Origin of the sequence: Olleya aquimaris (genome assembly GCF_003259525.1) — a bacterium.
In the GTDB taxonomy this organism is placed as follows: Bacteria; Bacteroidota; Bacteroidia; order Flavobacteriales; family Flavobacteriaceae; genus Olleya; species Olleya aquimaris.
In genome coordinates this window covers 1-18,810 of record NZ_QLLO01000013.1, presented here as the reverse complement: position 1 = coordinate 18,810, position 18,810 = coordinate 1, and the positions used below count along the sequence as shown (strand labels likewise).

Here is an 18,810-nt window from a genome sequence, read left to right as displayed (position 1 = left end):
AATATTAAGGGTTATTCAAGCTAAAATAATCCTTCAAGTAAAAAATTATTAACATTTGTTAAAAACCTAAAACGCTCTTAAATCGCCTAAAAAGCATCTTAAAATCGATTTTTAAATTTTTTTAGCTCCAGAAAATTTGCAAAAACACAAAATGCAGCAGAAACTATTTAATGAGTTGGTTTTTTAATACCAATATTAATTAACAAGATTAAAAACAGGTTTTTTACAGTCAATTTTTGGATAATTTCATCACTTAAAACAGCCAATTATTTGATTTTTAGGAAATTAATTTATAATTTTTTGTAAGAAAATGAATAAAAACGTTAAATTAGCCATCCCTAATTATATTAACCTACATTATGAAAGAACATTTTTCTACTACGTTTAGTAGGATGCTGGCTTTACTTGTTGTAACTGGTATTCTATTCCTATCGCTTTGTTTGTTTTCAATTTTTTTCTTGGACGGTGATCAGTTTAAAACTGGTATTGGTTTGCTAATGGTAAGCTTTGCAGTTATAATTGTTAGCTATGCCATTACCTATAAAACCTTAATCAACAAGCCACTAAGCTTAATGACTAAAATTTTAGAAAATAATGATGAAGCTGCCATAACAGAGCTTCAAAAATTTTCAACCGAGTTTTCACATATTGGCGACTTATTTATAAGTAACAACAAGCAAAAAGAAGAACTTAAAAAAGCTAAAGAAAAAGCGGAAGAAAGCGAATTACTAAAATCGTCTTTTTTAACTAACCTTTCGCATGAGATTAGAACACCAATGAATGCTATTCTAGGGTTTTCTGATATATTAAGTACTCAAAATTTAACAGATAAAGAAAAAAACGAATACATAGAAGTTATTACACGAAGTGGTAAAAACTTAGTATCTATAATTGATGACTTAATAGAGATGTCAAAAATTGATACCAATCAAGTCAAACCAAATTTTAGCGCTTTTAATTTAGATGAAGTACTAAATGACATCCAAAAAACAGTTGAAATTACTATACCTAAAGATAAACCGTTACAAATATATTTAGACCAACCAAATCACCCTGTAGTCTATCAATTTATTACAGACGAAACTAAATTTAGACAGATTATTGTCAATTTAGTTAATAATGCAGTTAAGTATTCTGAAAAAGGAATAGTAAATTTTGGATATAAAATTAATCCAGACGATAATGCTTTGGAGTTTTATATTAAAGACACTGGCATTGGTATGTCTAAAGAGGATTCTAAAAATATTTTTAATAGATTTAATAGAATACAGAACGATCACACTATAAACTTAAGCGGATTAGGTTTAGGGTTAGCTATCTCTAAAGCTTATGTAGAAATGTTAGGTGGAAAAATCTGGTTAGAATCTGAGGAAAATGTAGGCACCACATTCACGTTTACCATCCCTTTAAAATTAAACGGATTACCAATTTCACCAAAAAAAGAGGTTGAATTAAACCCTATAGAAAAGGTTAAGCCTTTAACCATACTTATTGCTGAAGACAATAACATAAATTTTATGCTTATTAAGCGTGTTATGGACATAAGAAAATACAACGTATTAAGAGCGACTAATGGTATTGAAGCAGTTAAAATTTGTAGAGAAAACGATTCTATACAGTTAGTTATTATGGATTTAAAAATGCCTTTAATGGGTGGATTTGAAGCTAAAAAAATAATTAAAAGTTTTAGACCTTATTTACCAATTATAGCACATACCGCCTATTCTTCTGCAGAGATTAATAGCGAAGTGTATGACGCTGGGTTTATAGATTGTATTTCTAAACCATTAGATAAAACAAAACTATTTAGAGTGATAGATAGGATTGAGCATTTAACACCAGATCCTATTATGAGTAAATTAGTATATAACTAAACAACAAAAAGCCCAATTTAAAATTGGGCTTTTTTGTTAGCTATTTTTCAATATTCTTTATTTAATAGGCCTTATCATGCACATTGGCTATGGCACGACCAGACGGTTCATTCATGTTTTTAAAGGCTTCATCCCATTCTAAAGCAATTGCAGTACTACAAGCTACACTTGCTTCTTGAGGCACGCTATGTGCTGCTGCATCGCTTGGGAAATGCTCTTCAAAAATTGAACGATAATAAAATTCTTCTTTGTTTTGAGGCGTCTGAATTGGGAATCTGTATTTAGCATTCTCCATCTGCTCATCAGACACAGCTTCATTTACTACTTCTTTTAAAGTATCAATCCAACTGTAACCTACGCCATCACTAAATTGCTCTTTTTGTCTCCAAGCAACACTTTCTGGTAACATATCTTCAAATGCTTTACGGATTACCCATTTTTCCATGCGTTCTCCATTAATCATCTTATCTTGTGGATTAATGCTCATCGCTACATCCATAAATTCTTTATCTAAAAATGGTACACGACCTTCAATTCCCCAAGCTGCTAAACTTTTGTTAGCGCGTAAACAATCGTACATATGTAGCTTATCTAATTTACGGACAGTTTCATCATGAAACTCTTTAGCATTTGGTGCTTTATGAAAATATAAATAACCTCCAAAAATCTCGTCTGCACCTTCACCAGATAATACCATTTTTATTCCCATAGATTTAATAACTCTAGCCATTAAGTACATTGGTGTACTTGAGCGAATGGTTGTTATATCGTAGGTTTCGATGTTGTAAATCACATCTTTAATAGCATCTAATCCTTCTTGAATAGTAAACTTTATTTCGTGGTGTACTGTTCCAATGTAATCGGCAACTTTTTGGGCTGCAGCTAAATCTGGCGACCCTTCTAAACCTACAGAAAAACTATGTAATTGCGGATACCATGCAGCTTGTGTATCATCAGACTCGATACGTTTATCGGCATACTTTTTTGCAATTGCAGAAGTCACAGAACTGTCTAAACCACCCGACAACAATACACCATAAGGCACATCACTCATTAACTGTCTGTGTACAGCAGCTTCTAAAGCTTCTTTTATTTTTGCAATACTTGTTTCGTTATCTTTTACTGCATCATAGTCTCTCCATTCTCTATTCCACCACTTAACAAACTTTCCGTCCTTACTTGACATGTAATGTCCAGGAGGGAATAATTCTATTTTAGTACAAACACCTTCTAATGCTTTTAATTCTGAAGCGACATAAAACGTACCGTTTTGATCCCAACCAATATATAATGGGATAATACCCATGTGGTCACGAGCTATAAAATATTCGTCTTTTTCAACATCATAGATAGCAAATCCAAAAATACCATTCATTTCATCTACAAAATCCACACCTTTTTCTTGGTATAATGCTAAAATAACTTCGCAATCACTTTGGGTTTGAAAATCGTATTTACCATCAAACTGTTTACGTAACTCTCTGTGGTTATAAATTTCTCCGTTTGCTGCTAAAACTAATTTTTTATCTGGACTGTATAAAGGCTGTTTTCCAGAAGCTGGATCTACAATTGCTAAACGCTCGTGTGCTAGGATAGCTTTATCATCACTATATATTCCTGACCAGTCTGGTCCACGATGACGAATAGTTTTTGACATTTCTAAAACCTGAGGTCTTAAATCTTCGCTTTTTTGTTTAAGGTCGAAAGCACATACAATTCCACACATAATCTTATATTTTTAAATTCTTTAGTTCTATTTGTTGAAGCAAATATTAGCTTTATGTTTCATTATAAAAACACTAAACGATAAAACGCTTACAATTTAATACTTTAAAATACAAATTAATACAAAAATGAAAGTGAAGCAGCTAAAAATATTACTTTCAGTAAAAAAATAACAGCTTGAAAAGTGTATCAACTAAAAAGCCTTCACAAAATGAAGGCTTTTTATTAAGGTATATTTAAATATTTATGTGTCTGCAATGACACTTTCCATTTAGGATTAGCCATTACATAATCTACAATTAAAGGAATCATAGTATCACGCTTACTCCATTCTGGTTGAAGGTATAAAATACAATCGTTATTAACTTTTTCGGCTTGCGCTTCAGCAAACTTAAAATCATCTTTATTGTAAATAATACATTTTAGCTCGTTGGCTTTTTCATACACACTTTGTGTTGGTAATTTCATTTTTTTAGGAGACAAACATATCCAATCCCATTCTCCTGTCAACTCATAAGCTCCAGAGGTTTCAATATGTGTTTTACAGTTTTCAGCTTTAAGCTTTGAGGTTAACTCGGTCATATCCCAAGTTAGCGGTTCTCCACCTGTAACTACTACTGTATCGCTATATTTTTTAGCGTTTTGCACTATTGTTTCTGTTTTTGTTGGAGGATGTAAATCTGCTATCCAACTTTCTTTAACGTCGCACCAATGACAACCAACATCGCAACCACCAATTCTAATAAAATAAGCAGCAGTCCCTTTATGATAACCTTCACCTTGAATAGTGTAAAACTCTTCCATTAAAGGCAACATCAACCCTTTATTAACTAAATCTTGTATTTCTTGTTTCATGTGGCGCAAATATAATCTTATCTGTTGGAAATTTTAAGCATTTAAACTTGAAAGTTTTCAAGGATTTAAGCTAAGATTAGTATTTTTACATAAATATTTTTAAGAATGAGTAGACAGGAGGATTTTTTTAACCATATCACTAAAGGAAACACTTGTAAAGGCGATTTTATTACACTTGGATCTGCCATGTTAGATGGTCAAACCATTAAAAATGCTTATGTAAATGTACCTTTAAAAACCATGAATAGACATGGTTTAATTGCTGGTGCAACTGGAACTGGAAAAACTAAAACACTACAAGTTTTAGCTGAAAATTTAAGCGAAAAAGGCATTCCTGTTTTATTAATGGACATTAAAGGTGATTTAAGTGGAATTGCTCAACCTAGTCCAGGACATCCTAAAATTGATGAACGTCATGAGAAAATTGGATTAGACTTTACTCCAAAATCTTTTCCTGTAGAAATTATGAGTCTTTCTGAGCAAGATGGTGTAAGACTTCGTGCAACGATTAGCGAGTTTGGACCTGTTTTATTGTCTCGAATCTTAGATCTTACAGAAACTCAATCTGGAATAGTTTCGGTTATTTTTAAATATTGTGACGATAATAAATTACCTCTTCTAGACTTAAAAGATTTTAAAAAAATATTACAGTACTGTACCAACGAAGGTAAACCAGAATTTGAAGAAGCCTATGGACGTATTTCTACCGCTTCAACTGGTGCTATTTTAAGAAAACTTATAGAAATAGAACAGCAAGGAGGCGACTTGTTTTTTGGCGAAAAAAGTTTTGAAGTCGAAGATTTGTTAAGAACCACCAGAGATGGTCGAGGGTATATCAATATTATTCGCTTAACAGACATTCAAGATAGACCTAAATTGTTTTCTACATTTATGCTAAGCCTTTTAGCAGAAATCTATGAAACCTTGCCAGAACAAGGGGATTCTGGACAACCAGAATTAGTCATGTTTATAGACGAAGCTCATTTAATTTTTAACGAAGCTTCAAAAGCACTTTTAAATCAAATAGAAAGTATTGTAAAGTTAATCCGAAGTAAAGGTGTTGGATTATACTTTGTTACCCAAAATCCAACAGATGTTCCGGAAGGTGTTTTAAGTCAGTTAGGTCTTAAAATTCAACATGCTTTACGTGCTTTTACAGCTAAAGACAGAAAAGCTATAAAATTAACTGCTCAAAATTATCCAGATACCGAATATTATGACACTGCTGATGTTTTAACCTCTTTAGGTACTGGAGAAGCTTTAGTCTCTGCTTTAGACGAAAAAGGACGCCCTACGCCATTAGCAGCAACCATGATGCGTGCGCCAATGAGTAGAATGGATATTTTAAATGAAACCGAATTACAAACGCTACTTGATGACTCTAAATTGGTTTTAAAATACAATGAAACCATAGATAGAGAAAGTGCTTACGAGATGCTTAACAAAAAAATCAATCAAGCAGAAAAACTTAAACAGAAGGAAGATGCAAGATTGGAAAAAGAAAAAGAACAGGAAGCCAAAACAAAAAAAACGACAAGACGACGTAGTACAGCACAAAACCCAATAATAAAAGTATTAACTAGCGCAACCTTTATTAGAAGCGTTTTTGGTATTTTAAAACGAGTAATGAAATAAACCACATTTTAGGTGTAAACAATAAACTAAATAATTTTTAATGAAAAAAACACTATTAGCCTTAAGCGTTATAACAATAACATTTACCTCTTGTAAAACTGAAACAGATCCGTTTTTAGTTCAAAATCAAAATATTGGACTATTAACAGACTCGACAGAAGTTAAAGATTTAAAAGTCATTTTTGCTAACGATTCTATAATAAGTCCAATTGCTGGAGACGAGTTTACTGGTACTTTAAATACTATAGACATTTATGAAAAAGGTGGAAAACACTTGCTAAGTTTAACTCCTAATCAATCTTTAGATTCTACAGCAACAATCTCTAGTATAAAAATAAAAGACCCAAGGTTTAAAACAGAAAAAGGTATTACTATCAATAGTACTTTTAAGGATATCAAATCTAATTATACCATAACTAAAATTCAGAATTCGTTTAGAAGCATTTCTGTTTTTGTTAAAGAAAGCGATGTTTTCTTTTTAATAGATAAAAACGAATTACCAGCAGAGTTTAGGTTTGACATCTCTAAAACTGTAGAAGAGGCAAATATACCTGAATCAGCTAAAATCAAACATTTTATGGTTGGATGGTAAATTAATAATTATGAAAAAATACAAAATACAAGATAGCCCATTTGTTGTACCAACTACAGATGGCAAAGTCATAGAAGAGCATTTTGGACTGGCTACAAATGGCAATAAAGACATAAGTATAGCACACATGATTGCACCAGCTGGTTGGAGCGAACCATTTCAGACTCCAGAATTTGACGAATACACGTATATTATTAAAGGTAAAAAACAATTTATTATAGATGATGAACTAATAGTTTTAGAAGCAGGACAGTCTATTAAAATTGAAAAAAATACCAGAGTGCAATATTCTAATCCATTTACTGTAGCTTGCGAGTATATAGCTATATGCACACCTGCATTTTCTATGGATTTAGTTAACCGTGAAGACCAATAAATAAAATGAAAAAAGTCATTGCTAAAGCAGTACCAAAAATTATAGGTAGTTCCTTAAATATGGTTAGCTACGTAGCACCTAAATATGCTAGTGTAAAAGCACTTAACTTATTTGCTACACCAAGACAAGGTAGATTAAATCCAACACAAGAACAATTTTTAAATACTGCAAAGCAACATACCTTAAGGTATAATAACTTAGACATTCAAACCTATCTGTGGGAAGGGTCTAAAGAGACTGTTTTATTTGCTCATGGTTGGGAAAGCAATAGTTTTAGATGGAAAAAGCTAATTAAAACATTACAAGCCCAAGACTATAACATTGTTGCATTAGATGGTCCTGCACACGGTAAATCTGGAGGTAAACAATTTAATGCCATTTTATATTCCGAGTTTATAAATGTAGTTGCTAACCATTACCAACCAGACACTATTGTTGGCCACTCAGTTGGCGGAATGGCTTCTGTGTTTTTTCAACACAACTATCAGCATTCAGCATTAAAAAAACTAGCTTTATTAGGCGCACCATCCGAGTTTACTAACGTTTTTAAAAACTACGTTAATATGCTTGGTTACAATAGTAGGATTGAAAACGGATTAAACCAGTTGGTTTTTGATCGGTTTAATTATGAACCTTCACATTTTTCATCAGCTAAATTTGCATCAAAAATTAACGTTGAAGGATTAATAATACACGACAAACATGATGAGGTTATTAAATATGATGAAGCGGAATTGATTAGTTCTAATTTTAAAAATTCAACATTAATAACTACTGAAGGTTTTGGACATGGATTACGTGATAACAGTGTAAATGAAGCAATTATTAATTTTATTAAATCTTAAATTATTTTGGAAACTAAACTAACAAGACTTAATAAATATCTTAGTGAAGCTGGGTACTGCTCGCGTCGTGAAGGCGACAAACTTATAGAAGCTGGACGTGTTACTATTAATGGTATAGTACCAGAAATGGGTACCAAAGTAAGCCCTACAGATGTTGTTGCTGTTGATGGAGAAATTATAAAAAACAACTCTGAAAAACCTGTTTATTTAGCCTTTAATAAACCAGTAGGTATAGTTTGCACAACAGACACTAATGTAGAGAAAGACAATATTATTGACTTTATAAATTACCCAAAACGTATTTTTCCTATTGGGCGATTAGATAAACCAAGTGAGGGTTTAATTTTTCTAACGGACGATGGTGATATAGTCAATAAGATTTTAAGAGCTAGTAATAATCACGAAAAAGAATATATAGTAACGGTTGATAAACCAATTTCTCAAACGTTTATAAAACGTATGTCTGGTGGAATTTATTTAGAAGATTTAGGAAAAACCACAAAGAAATGTTCGGTTAAAAAGATAGATTCTCATACCTTTAGTATAATACTTACACAAGGTTTAAACAGACAAATTAGACGTATGTGCGAATATTTAACTTATGAAGTGACGTCCTTAAAACGAGTACGTATCATGAACATAAAGTTGGATGTGCCTATAGGCGAATACAGAGAATTTACAGATAATGAGCTAAAAACATTAAACTTATTATTGGAGGATTCTACAAAAACTTATGAAGAAAAATCGTCTAAAAACAGACGGAAAAACTAATACATTATGAGTACATTATCACCTTTTCATGTAGCGATTCCTGTTCATAATTTAGAAGAGTGTCGCATGTTTTACAGAGATATTTTAAACTGCGAGGAAGGACGAAGTAGTGACCATTGGGTAGACTTCAATTTTTTTGGGCACCAGTTAGTTATTCATTACAAGGCAAAATCGGAAGAAGATGATGCTGCAAATGAAGTAGATGGTAAACACGTTCCTGTACCACATTACGGAGTGGTTTTAGATTGGGAGGTTTTCACACAATTTGAAGCTCACTTAAAGTCAAAAAACATCAACTTTATTATAGAGCCTTATATTAGGTTTGAAGGTTTGGTTGGCGAACAAAAAACCATGTTTTTTAAAGATCCAGCAGGAAATGCTTTAGAGTTTAAAGCCTTTAAAGACCAGTCACAATTGTTTGCCAAGTAGTTTTTAACATTAATTAAAAATTGTTTATTTTTATAAATACTAACCTAAATTTTTAAGATTATGATTAAAATACTAGCTCTTATCCTAACAATAGGTGGAATGATTGCATTAATACTAGGTGTATTAGGTGTCTTTGGAAACGATATGACATCGCTAAACCCTTGGGCACTGACCATATTAGGTGGTGTGTTTTTTATTGCTGGTGTGTCTATGTTAAAATACAGAAAAGACGAACCTGCAGATTCCGAATAATAGTTAACTTAAAATACCTAAAGAGTTTCAATAGTATTGAGACTCTTTTTTTTTGCCAAATAAAACGGAAAATAAATTAGTAAAAAAAGTGGTAACAAAATCAGTTGAGCGATAATGATGTAATAAGGCCAGTCTCCTAAATAATCTAAAACTGAACCGGAAATAGGCTTGCTATTTAAATAAGAATAATTAGTACCTAAACTATAATTAACAACTAACATACATACCACATAAATTTGCAACATAAAAAAAGATTTAAACACGCTTTTTATAGTTGGTCTCATCTTTAAAATAGCAATTGCATAAGCAATTATTGTCAATAACCCTAGGTGTACTACCCAGTATCTAAAATAATCAAAACTAGGAAAACCTTCAGCAATATCTGGAGTAATCACTCCCTGAGACGTTCCAGCAATTATCCAAAACAGTAAAATTTCAAATAGACTGTATTTTTGAGTCAAAGTGAATACCCAAATAAACAAAGCAATAAAACTACATAGAAATAAGGGTAAATCGGTTTTAAAATTATAGTCTCCTAAACAGATTTGATAGACATGAAAAACAAGTATAAAACCAGAAACAAAAATGCCCAAATACTTAAAAACCAAACTCTTTGTTTTTTCAGATTTAGATTTAACATAACTAAACATTACTATACAAAAAACAATTGCCAATATAATAGGCAATAGGTGTTCTAAACTTCCAAATTGTACTCTAGCTAATAATTGCATAAAAAAACCTGAAACGATAAGTTTCAGGTTTTAAAAATAAGTAATTAAATTGTATTTATTCTTTATATCCTTTTCTGTGACGCTCTCTTGCTAGCAGAGTGTTTTTTAGCAACATTGCAATGGTCATTGGTCCTACTCCACCTGGAACAGGTGTAATATGGCTTGCTTTTTTACTCACGTTTTCAAAATCTACATCACCTGTAATACGATATCCTTTTTCTGTAGAATCGTCTGGTACACGAGTAATCCCAACATCAATAATAACTGCATCATCTTTAACCATCTCTGCTTTTAAAAAGTTAGGCACTCCTAATGCTGATATAATAATATCTGCTTGACTGGTAATTTGAGTAATATTTTTAGTGTGACTATGGGTTAATGTTACTGTTGAATTTCCAGGAAACCCTTTACGACCCATTAAAATACTCATTGGACGACCAACAATATGGGAACGACCAATTACCACAGTATGTTTACCTTTGGTATCTACATTATATCTGTCTAACAACTCTAATATTCCAAAGGGAGTGGCAGGGATAAAAGTAGACATGTCTAACGCCATTTTTCCAAAATTAGTTGGATGAAACCCATCAACATCTTTATCTGGATGCACAGCCATTAATACTTTTTGGGTATCTATTTGATCTGGTAGTGGCAACTGGATGATAAAACCATCTATATCATCGTTGTTATTAAGTTCTTCAATTTTATCTAACAGCTCAACTTCGCTAGTAGTATTAGACAATCTCACCATAGTAGATTCAAAACCAACACGCTCGCAAGCTCTAACCTTACTACCTACGTAGGTTAAACTTGCGCCATCATTACCAACTATGACTGCAGCTAAATGAGGGACTTTCTCATTATTAGCTTTCATTTTGTCAACTTCAGCTTTAATTTCGTTTTTAATGTCGTTACTAACTTTTTTTCCGTCTAGAATGGTCATAGTTTAATAGTTTTCAGTCGCAGTCGCAGTTTACAGTTTTCTTACTCTTGCGGTTTTGGTTTTTTCTATTTTTTGATGTTTACTCCGAATTTTTCTGGATTATTTATCATGTAATTTATCAGCTTTCCGATTTCGGTAGATTGATTAATCAACTTTATATATTCTTCTTTAGAAATATAATTGCATTTAAAAGCAAAATCTAACCACGTACTCGTTTCTGAATTTTCACCATCACAATCAGTTAATTTACTAATAAAATGCTTTGAAAATTTTCTTTTTCTATATGCTTCAGCCATATTGGCGCAGACTGAACGCGAACTCCTTCTTACTTGATCTGTAAGTGAATATTTTTCTTCTGTAGGAAATAATTTGGAAACCTCAAAAATTTGCATAGCCAAATCAAACGCTTTTTGATAGGCTATTAAATTTTTGAAATCCATACTATTAAGTTTATCTAATTATTAAACTGAACTATTTTAAAGCGAGAGTAAGACTGAAAAACTGCGACTGAGACTAAAAAACTGAATTTACCTCATATTCTTCATTGCATTCATCATAGCTTTTCCTTTACCACCTTGCATCATCTTCATCATCTTGCTCATTTGATTAAATTGCTTTAGTAGCTGGTTTACTTCTTGTACTGAGGTACCTGATCCTTTACCAATACGTTTTTTTCTGCTTGCATCTATTATTGAAGGATTGGTACGCTCTTTTGGTGTCATGGAGTGGATTATTGCTTCAATACCTTTAAACGCATCATCATCTATATCTATCCCTTTCATCATTTTTCCAGCTCCAGGTATCATTCCAATAAGGTCTTTCATGTTACCCATTTTCTTGATTTGCTGGATTTGCTTTAAGAAGTCATCAAAACCAAATTGGTTTTTAGCAATCTTCTTTTGTAGTTTTCTAGCTTCCTCTTCATCAAACTGTTCTTGAGCACGTTCTACTAAAGACACCACGTCTCCCATCCCAAGAATACGATCTGCCATACGCGAAGGGTAGAAAATATCAATTGCTTCCATCTTTTCTCCAGTACCAATAAACTTAATAGGTTTATTGACTACAGATTTAATAGAAATTGCAGCTCCACCACGCGTATCACCATCTAATTTGGTTAAGATAACACCATCAAAATTAAGCACATCATTAAAGGCTTTAGCAGTATTAACTGCATCTTGACCTGTCATAGAATCTACCACAAATAAGGTTTCTTGTGGTTGAATAGCTTTATGGATGTTAGAAATCTCTGTCATCATAGCTTCATCAACTGCTAAACGACCAGCGGTATCTATAATTACAACGTTATGACCATTTTGCTTGGCATGAGCGATACCTGCTTGTGCTATAGCCACAGGATCTGTATTTCCTTTATCACTGAAAACCTCTACATTAATTTGATCTCCTACCACGTGTAATTGATCAACTGCAGCTGGACGATACACATCACAAGCTACTAATAAAGGTTTTTTTGTTTTTTTGTTTTTTAAGAAGTTAGCTAATTTACCAGAAAACGTGGTTTTACCAGATCCTTGTAAACCTGACATTAAAATCACAGTTGGTGCACCAGATAGGTTAAGCCCTTCTGCATCACCACCCATTAATTCGGTTAATTCGTCCTTAACAATTTTAACCATTAATTGTCCAGGTTGTAACGTGGTTAATACGTTTTGACCTAGTGCTTTTTCTTTAACTCTATTGGTAAAATCTTTAGCTATTTTAAAGTTAACATCGGCATCCAAAAGTGCTCTACGTACTTCTTTTAAGGTTTCGGCAACGTTTACTTCTGTAATACTACCGTGTCCTTTTAGTACGTGTAACGCTTTATCTAACTTTTCGCTTAAATTATTAAACATGTTTATTTAGTGTTCAGTAGTCAGTAAGTAGTAACTAGTCTGACTCGTTGTTTATGATTGGCAAAAATAGGAATTTGAAGCGTATTTACGAAGTTTAGCCTACAAATAATTCCATAAAAAAAGGCTGCTAAAATTAACAACCTTTTAATATTGATTAATAATCAAACTTAACTAAAACTAAATTTTAATTGCAATCTTGCTCGATGACAAATGTTGCATTATTATCGTTTGTAAATTGTAGTCTATCTGTATCGCAATCTACCAAATCCCAATAACCAGAAATAGCCTGAATATTAGGTCCATTAATATTTGCTAATTCTAACAAAATATTACCTGTTGCAGTAGTTGAGACATTCCAATAACCAGAATAGGTCGCGTTTGTTGAGGTATTGGTTATCGCCAAATCATGGTTAGCATTAAAGTCCAAATCAAACCCAATTAAGTTATCGCTTCCATCTAAGTTTACGGTATTCCAAATACAAGTTTGCAGATAGGTTTCTACATCAGATGCTTCACAAGGTGTCGAGCAATCTTCTAAAATTAATTCTATTTCTAAAATCTCAAATTGGCTGGGATTATTAACAACTTCTACTCTTACATAAATGACTTGTGGGTTAATTGTATTGGTAAAAGAAGTTACACTAGACAAAGGATTAACATTTGTTTCTGCATCTGCTATAGTTAAATGGTAACTTACAGCTACTGGACTATTAATGGTACACCCATTAATATCGCTTAATCCTTCATATAAATTAAAAACTTCAACTCCATCGTTATTGTCGTCACACATAACTATTGCATTAGCTTCTAAACAGCCTAAAGAACTTGGATTAGCATCACAAACCTGCTGTATTTGCATGGTGGATTGAATATTGACTAAATTATATTCATCAGTATCATTACAGTTTTCAATGCTCCAAGCACCATTTAAATCTTGCCAATTGGTATTAAATTCTATTATAAATTCACCTACACTATTCTCACTTATAGCCCAAGTACCATCATGAATTATATTTCCGCTTAAATCATAAACTACAAACCCGTAATTAGAGTCAAAATCGATGTAATAATCGTTAAACACATTGGTATTATTATAAGTTGTAATTTCCCATAAGCATTCTTTTAAAGCTAACTCTATAGCAGCTTCAGTACAATCGTCATCATCATTATAATCATAATCATCATCCTCGTCACAATCATCTTCAGCTTCGCTAATAGCTACTTCTAATTCTTGATTGCTATTTACTTCAATAGTTTCGCCTGTAGCTAAAACTAAGGTTACAGGAAAGTTAAGACTTGCTAAAACAGGACCATTTAAAGATTGTAAAAAGTTATATAAGGCTTCATCGTTATTTATAGTTATTGTTTCAATAACTTGAAAATCTGTATTGTAAATCGAGAAACTAATTGGATACTGAAAATCGATACACTCGATATCATCATCATATTCGTTTTCGCCATTACAATTTTCTATTTGTGCCTCTAATTCTTGTTGGCTATTAATGACTAGTTCTGTGTAATTACTTAAAATTACTGTAATAGGAAATGTAATTACAACTTGATCTGCATCATTTGTAAACGCATCTAAAAGTGCTTCTAATGCATTATAATCTGTATAACTTTCTATGGTAATAGTAACTCCGTTTGCAGTAACCGTAACTGGTAGCACGACTTCTAAACAATTGGCATAATCAATAATATTATCTGTAGAGCCATCGTTTAAAGCTGTTCTAGTCATTAAATTGGCGGTTAATGAATTGCTGTCTATAATCTCGTCTTGTTGCGGGTTTGAAATGTTAGTCTCTTCATTTTGACAAGACATTAAAATAGTTAATAAGATAAGGGACAAAAAAAGGAATTTCTTAATAGACATAACTATTTGGTTTTGGATCTGTATGATGAAGACAAAAATTCTTTTTTCATAGCTATTTTTTGGTCTTCATTAATAAAACATCTCTTTTTAAAAAATTCCTACCCTTACATTCAAAAAAAATATTTCTATTTTGCACTATAATTACATACTAATGGCTCAACCTTTACACGATAATATTTGTGATAAATCAAGATTTGAAGCGTTTTTTAAGCGACACGCCAAAAACCTTCATGACTTTTTATATTATAAGTTTGGTGACAGGTTAAACCCAGAAGACAAAGCACAAGAAGCCTTTATTAAACTTTGGGAAAACTGTAAAAAAGTAAGTCCAGATAAGGCAAAAAGTTACGTGTTTACTGTTGCAAATAATTTAATGTTAAATGAAGCTGCGCATCAAAAAGTGGTCTTAAAACACCAGCAATTAAAACGTACTAATCAAACTAACGAGTCCCCAGAATTTTTGATGGAGGAAGATGAATACCGTAAAAAATTAGAGTTAGCCATAGCTAATTTAACAGAAGCACAACGTGTTGCTTTTTTGATGAATCGAGTGGAAGGAAAACGTTTTAAAGAAATTGCACAATTATTAGATATTAGTACTAAAGCGGTAGAAAAACGAATTTATGGTGCATTAAAAAAATTAAGAGAAGAAATAGAAGGTCTATAGGTAGGAATTTTTTTAACCTAACTGTTATATATCTGAATTGAATACTAATGGATAAAGAAGAATTAATATTAAAATGGTTGGATAATAACCTAAGTCCGCAAGAACTTGAAGCCTTTAAAGCGCTTGAAGATTATGAGGCATTGGTTAAATTATCTGACTATAGTCAAGGTTTTAAAGCACCAGAGTATAATACTGATGATGCTTTACAAGCTGTTTTATCTAAAATTGAAACTAAAAAAACCACAAAAACTAATTGGCTAAAACCTTTATTAAAAGTGGCAGCTATTTTAGCCATTTGTTTTGGAGCATACTATTACACAACTACTTTAGATACTACTTTTGCTACTGAATATGCAGAAAAAACTCAGGTAGAATTACCAGATAATTCCCAAGTTAATTTAAACGCATTATCAAAAATTAGTTTTAATAAAAACGATTGGAACACCACTAATCGAACTATAAACCTAACAGGTGAAGCCTTTTTTAAAGTCACACAAGGAAGTACTTTTAAGGTCGTGACAGATGCTGGTATAGTTACTGTTGTTGGTACAGAATTTAATATAAAACAACGTCCAAATTATTTTGAAGTAACTTGCTTTGAAGGCGAAGTACATATTAACTATAACACTGGAAAAACTAATTTAAAAACTGGAGATTCTTTTGTTATTATTAATGAACAAATAATAGAAACTCAACCCTCTAAAAACACACAACCAGACTGGTTAAATAACGTAAGTAGTTTTATTAGCGTACCTTTAAGCGAAGTATTAGCAGAGTTTGAAAGACAATACAATGTAAAAATTGAAGTTAATACTATACAAACTAGTACATTGTTTTCGGGTAAATTTACGCACAACGATATCAATATTGCGCTTAAATCTATTACCGAACCATTACAATTACAGTTTAAAAAAACTAATAACACTATTATTTTAACGCGTGAGTAAATCGTTAAAAATCACTCTATTTTTAATTGTATTTTTAAGTTGCTTCACTACGTATGCCCAAAATAAAACATTACCACTTCTTGATGCGCTTTCTGTAATAGAGCAACAATTTAAAGTAAGTTTTTCTTATGCAGACCAAACTATAAAAGGGGTTATGGTCGAGCTTGATACCAAAGAGGATTTGGACACTATCTTGACTAAATTTGAAACGCAGACCACTTTAAAATTCAACAAATTAGATTCTCATTTTATTACGGTTACAAGTGTAACAACTAGTTTTTCTGTTCAAAAGTTAGACGAAGTTATTGTCTCTAACTATTTAACCACTGGAATTAGTAAAAATAAGTCTGGTAACATAACCATAAAGCCTAAGCTTTTTGGGATTTTACCAGGATTAATAGAGCCTGATGTGTTACAAACCATTCAGGCACTTCCTGGAGTTTTAAGTGTTGACGAAACAGTGTCTAACATTAATGTTAGAGGTGGTACACATGACCAAAACCTAATCTTGTATGACGGTATAAAAATGTATCAATCTGGTCATTTTTTTGGTTTGATTTCTGCATTTAATCCGTATTTAACTAAAAATGTAGACATTATAAAAAACGGAACAAGTGCCAAATATGGAGATGGTGTCTCTAGTGTTGTAGACATGCAACTATCTAATGATACTAATGAAGCATTTAGTGCTGGACTTGGTTTAAACATGATTACAGCAGATGGCTTTGCGGTTATTCCGTTAGCAAAACACACGCAACTACAGTTAGCAACACGACGATCTATAACAGATGTATTAAATACACCAACCTACAATCAGTATTACAATCGTGTGTTTCAAGACTCTGACGTGACAGACAATCAAGAGTCTACGTCTAATAATCAAACGTTTCGTTTTAGTGATATATCGTTAAAATTATTGCACGATATTGGTCAAAAAGATAAACTGCGGTTTACCTTACTTAATGTGTTTAATCAATTAGATTTTGACAAAAACAACACCCAAGACTCTCAAAATAAAACCAACCAGTTAAAGCAACAAAATCGTGCGTCTGGTTTGCATTACCAACGACTTTGGAACAAAAAATTTAATACTTCAGCTCAAGTTTACTATTCTAATTACGACTTAAAATCATCAAAATTTGATATTGCCAACAACCAACGCTTAATACAAGAAAATAGAGTTATTAATAATGGGTTAAAAATTGATGCAGACTATAATTTAAGTACAGCGTTATCCTTATTTGGCGGTATACAATTTGACGAAGTAGGCATTAGCAATTTAGAAGAGGTTAACTCGCCTTTTTTTAAACGAGATATTAAGCGCGTGCTGCGTACCTATAGCGCTTACGCGGAAACTGTGTTTAACTCCAAAAACAAAAACACCTTAATTAAATTAGGGGTACGCCATAATTATTTCAGAAAATTTAATATTTCTACAACAGAACCAAGGGTGTATGTAAGTCAGCGTTTTTTAGACCATTTTAGAGCAGAATTCTCTGCCGAATATAAAAGTCAAAGCACCTCACAACTAATAGATTTACAAAACGATTTTTTAGGTGTAGAAACCCGAAGATGGGTATTAGCCAATAACAATACCATCCCAATTATTAAAAGCAAACAAGCCAGTTTAGGATTAAGTTATAATAAAAACAAGTTGCTAATAAGTGCAGAAGCCTATGTTAAACAAGTAGATGGTATTATAAGCAGAAGTCAAGGCTTCCAAAACCAATACCAGTATTTAAATGCAATTGGTAGTTATAATATAAAAGGGATTGACGTGCTTTTTAACAAACAACTTGATGCCTTTAGCTCTTGGTTAAGTTACAGTTACAGCAGTAATAATTACACGTTTAATACTTTAAATAACGGAAACCCTTTTCCTAATAATTTTGATGTGCAACATCAAATTAATTATGGTAGTACGTACCAATGGAAGCAGTTAAAACTAGCTTTAGGTATTAATTGGCACTCTGGAAAACCGTTTACAAAACCTGATAATAACAACCCAACAACAGGTAATACTATAAATTATCAAGCACCTAACAGTAGCCGACTAGCAGACTATTTAAGAACAGACGTCTCTGCGACGTACCAATTTAAATTAGGAAACTACAAAGCTGTAGTTGGAGCCTCTATTTGGAATATTTTAGATCAAAAAAACAGTTTAAATACCTATTATTTCAATAACAACGGTCAAGTTAATAAAGTAGAAAATGTGTCTTTAGGACTAACACCAAATGTTAGTTTTAGGGTTAAGTTTTAAACTTGACTTTGTCCTTTTTTTCTGCTAACTTCGTTGAACGACTGATATAAAACATTTATAACGTTTTCATATCATATAAGTTGGGCACAAGCTGAAAAATCGAATGGCGAAAAAAATTGGAATTTTAATATTAATCATAATTATCTCAATAATTCTCGCTTCGATATACGGAA

18 protein-coding genes are annotated in these 18,810 nt (G+C 32.1%); 11 read left to right on the top strand and 7 right to left on the bottom strand.

Translation table 11 applies throughout. From position 1 onward, the window contains the following. The first annotated feature begins 359 nt into the window (after positions 1-359). On the top strand, positions 360-1,874 hold the full coding sequence (locus tag LY08_RS13245; protein ID WP_111660910.1) for an ATP-binding response regulator: 1,515 nt from the start codon (positions 360-362) through the stop codon (positions 1,872-1,874). A 61-nt stretch (positions 1,875-1,935) separates the two neighbouring features. Here the strand turns inward: LY08_RS13245 and asnB are convergent, their stop codons facing one another. After that, a complete protein-coding gene (gene asnB / locus LY08_RS13240) occupies positions 1,936-3,600 on the bottom strand; it encodes an asparagine synthase B (RefSeq protein WP_111660909.1) in 1,665 nt (554 codons plus the stop codon). Positions 3,601-3,824: 224 nt separating this feature from the next. After that, positions 3,825-4,454, bottom strand: coding sequence for a 7-carboxy-7-deazaguanine synthase QueE (locus LY08_RS13235; RefSeq protein ID WP_111660908.1), 630 nt, complete (start codon positions 4,452-4,454; stop codon positions 3,825-3,827). A 105-nt stretch (positions 4,455-4,559) separates the two neighbouring features. Here LY08_RS13235 and LY08_RS13230 point away from each other — a divergent pair, with 105 nt between their 5' ends. Genes LY08_RS13230 through LY08_RS13200 form a run of 7 tightly spaced genes read left to right on the top strand, consistent with a single transcriptional unit; the run spans position 4,560 to position 9,354 of the window. After that, positions 4,560-6,089: a helicase HerA-like domain-containing protein gene (locus LY08_RS13230; RefSeq protein ID WP_111660907.1), complete on the top strand. Its 1,530-nt coding sequence runs from the start codon at positions 4,560-4,562 to the stop codon at positions 6,087-6,089. Between the two features lie 40 nt (positions 6,090-6,129). After that, positions 6,130-6,681: a hypothetical protein gene (locus LY08_RS13225; RefSeq protein ID WP_111660906.1), complete on the top strand. Its 552-nt coding sequence runs from the start codon at positions 6,130-6,132 to the stop codon at positions 6,679-6,681. Positions 6,682-6,691: 10 nt separating this feature from the next. Next, positions 6,692-7,057, top strand: coding sequence for a cupin domain-containing protein (locus LY08_RS13220; RefSeq protein ID WP_111660905.1), 366 nt, complete (start codon positions 6,692-6,694; stop codon positions 7,055-7,057). A gap of 5 nt (positions 7,058-7,062) precedes the next feature. Beyond that, complete coding sequence (locus LY08_RS13215) at positions 7,063-7,902, top strand: alpha/beta fold hydrolase (RefSeq protein ID WP_245907595.1); 840 nt, start codon at positions 7,063-7,065, stop codon at positions 7,900-7,902. 6 nt (positions 7,903-7,908) lie between these two features. Then, the gene (gene rluF, locus LY08_RS13210) at positions 7,909-8,673 is read left to right on the top strand and encodes a 23S rRNA pseudouridine(2604) synthase RluF (RefSeq protein WP_111660904.1); all 765 of its coding nucleotides are present in this window, start codon (positions 7,909-7,911) and stop codon (positions 8,671-8,673) included. Between the two features lie 6 nt (positions 8,674-8,679). Next, complete coding sequence (locus tag LY08_RS13205) at positions 8,680-9,102, top strand: VOC family protein (protein WP_111660903.1); 423 nt, start codon at positions 8,680-8,682, stop codon at positions 9,100-9,102. Between the two features lie 60 nt (positions 9,103-9,162). After that, a complete protein-coding gene (locus LY08_RS13200; RefSeq protein ID WP_111660902.1) occupies positions 9,163-9,354 on the top strand; it encodes a hypothetical protein in 192 nt (63 codons plus the stop codon). Between the two features lie 17 nt (positions 9,355-9,371). On the opposite strand, the gene LY08_RS13195 is transcribed toward LY08_RS13200, so the two are convergent. From LY08_RS13195 to LY08_RS13175, 5 genes are all read right to left on the bottom strand, one after another. Beyond that, complete coding sequence (locus LY08_RS13195) at positions 9,372-10,085, bottom strand: YwaF family protein (protein ID WP_111660901.1); 714 nt, start codon at positions 10,083-10,085, stop codon at positions 9,372-9,374. Positions 10,086-10,140: 55 nt separating this feature from the next. Continuing rightward, entirely contained in the window at positions 10,141-11,031 is an 891-nt protein-coding gene (locus tag LY08_RS13190) for a bifunctional 5,10-methylenetetrahydrofolate dehydrogenase/5,10-methenyltetrahydrofolate cyclohydrolase (protein WP_111660900.1), read from the bottom strand. Between the two features lie 65 nt (positions 11,032-11,096). Then, on the bottom strand, positions 11,097-11,471 hold the full coding sequence (locus LY08_RS13185; RefSeq protein ID WP_111660899.1) for a four helix bundle protein: 375 nt from the start codon (positions 11,469-11,471) through the stop codon (positions 11,097-11,099). Positions 11,472-11,558: 87 nt separating this feature from the next. Beyond that, positions 11,559-12,887, bottom strand: a complete 1,329-nt coding sequence (ffh, locus tag LY08_RS13180) for a signal recognition particle protein (protein ID WP_111660898.1) — start codon at positions 12,885-12,887, stop codon at positions 11,559-11,561. A 184-nt stretch (positions 12,888-13,071) separates the two neighbouring features. Further along, positions 13,072-14,709 (bottom strand): hypothetical protein, encoded by a 1,638-nt coding sequence (locus LY08_RS13175; RefSeq protein ID WP_111660897.1) that lies wholly within the window; start codon positions 14,707-14,709, stop codon positions 13,072-13,074. A 202-nt stretch (positions 14,710-14,911) separates the two neighbouring features. On the opposite strand from LY08_RS13175, the gene LY08_RS13170 reads away from it, so the two are divergent. Genes LY08_RS13170 through LY08_RS13160 form a run of 3 tightly spaced genes read left to right on the top strand, consistent with a single transcriptional unit; the run spans position 14,912 to position 18,637 of the window. Next, positions 14,912-15,427, top strand: a complete 516-nt coding sequence (locus LY08_RS13170; RefSeq protein ID WP_211305936.1) for an RNA polymerase sigma factor — start codon at positions 14,912-14,914, stop codon at positions 15,425-15,427. A gap of 47 nt (positions 15,428-15,474) precedes the next feature. Continuing rightward, entirely contained in the window at positions 15,475-16,374 is a 900-nt protein-coding gene (locus LY08_RS13165; RefSeq protein ID WP_111660896.1) for a FecR family protein, read from the top strand. Next, positions 16,367-18,637 (top strand): TonB-dependent receptor plug domain-containing protein, encoded by a 2,271-nt coding sequence (locus LY08_RS13160; protein ID WP_111660895.1) that lies wholly within the window; start codon positions 16,367-16,369, stop codon positions 18,635-18,637. Before LY08_RS13165 ends, LY08_RS13160 begins: the two co-directional genes overlap by 8 nt. The last annotated feature ends 173 nt before the right edge of the window (positions 18,638-18,810 follow it).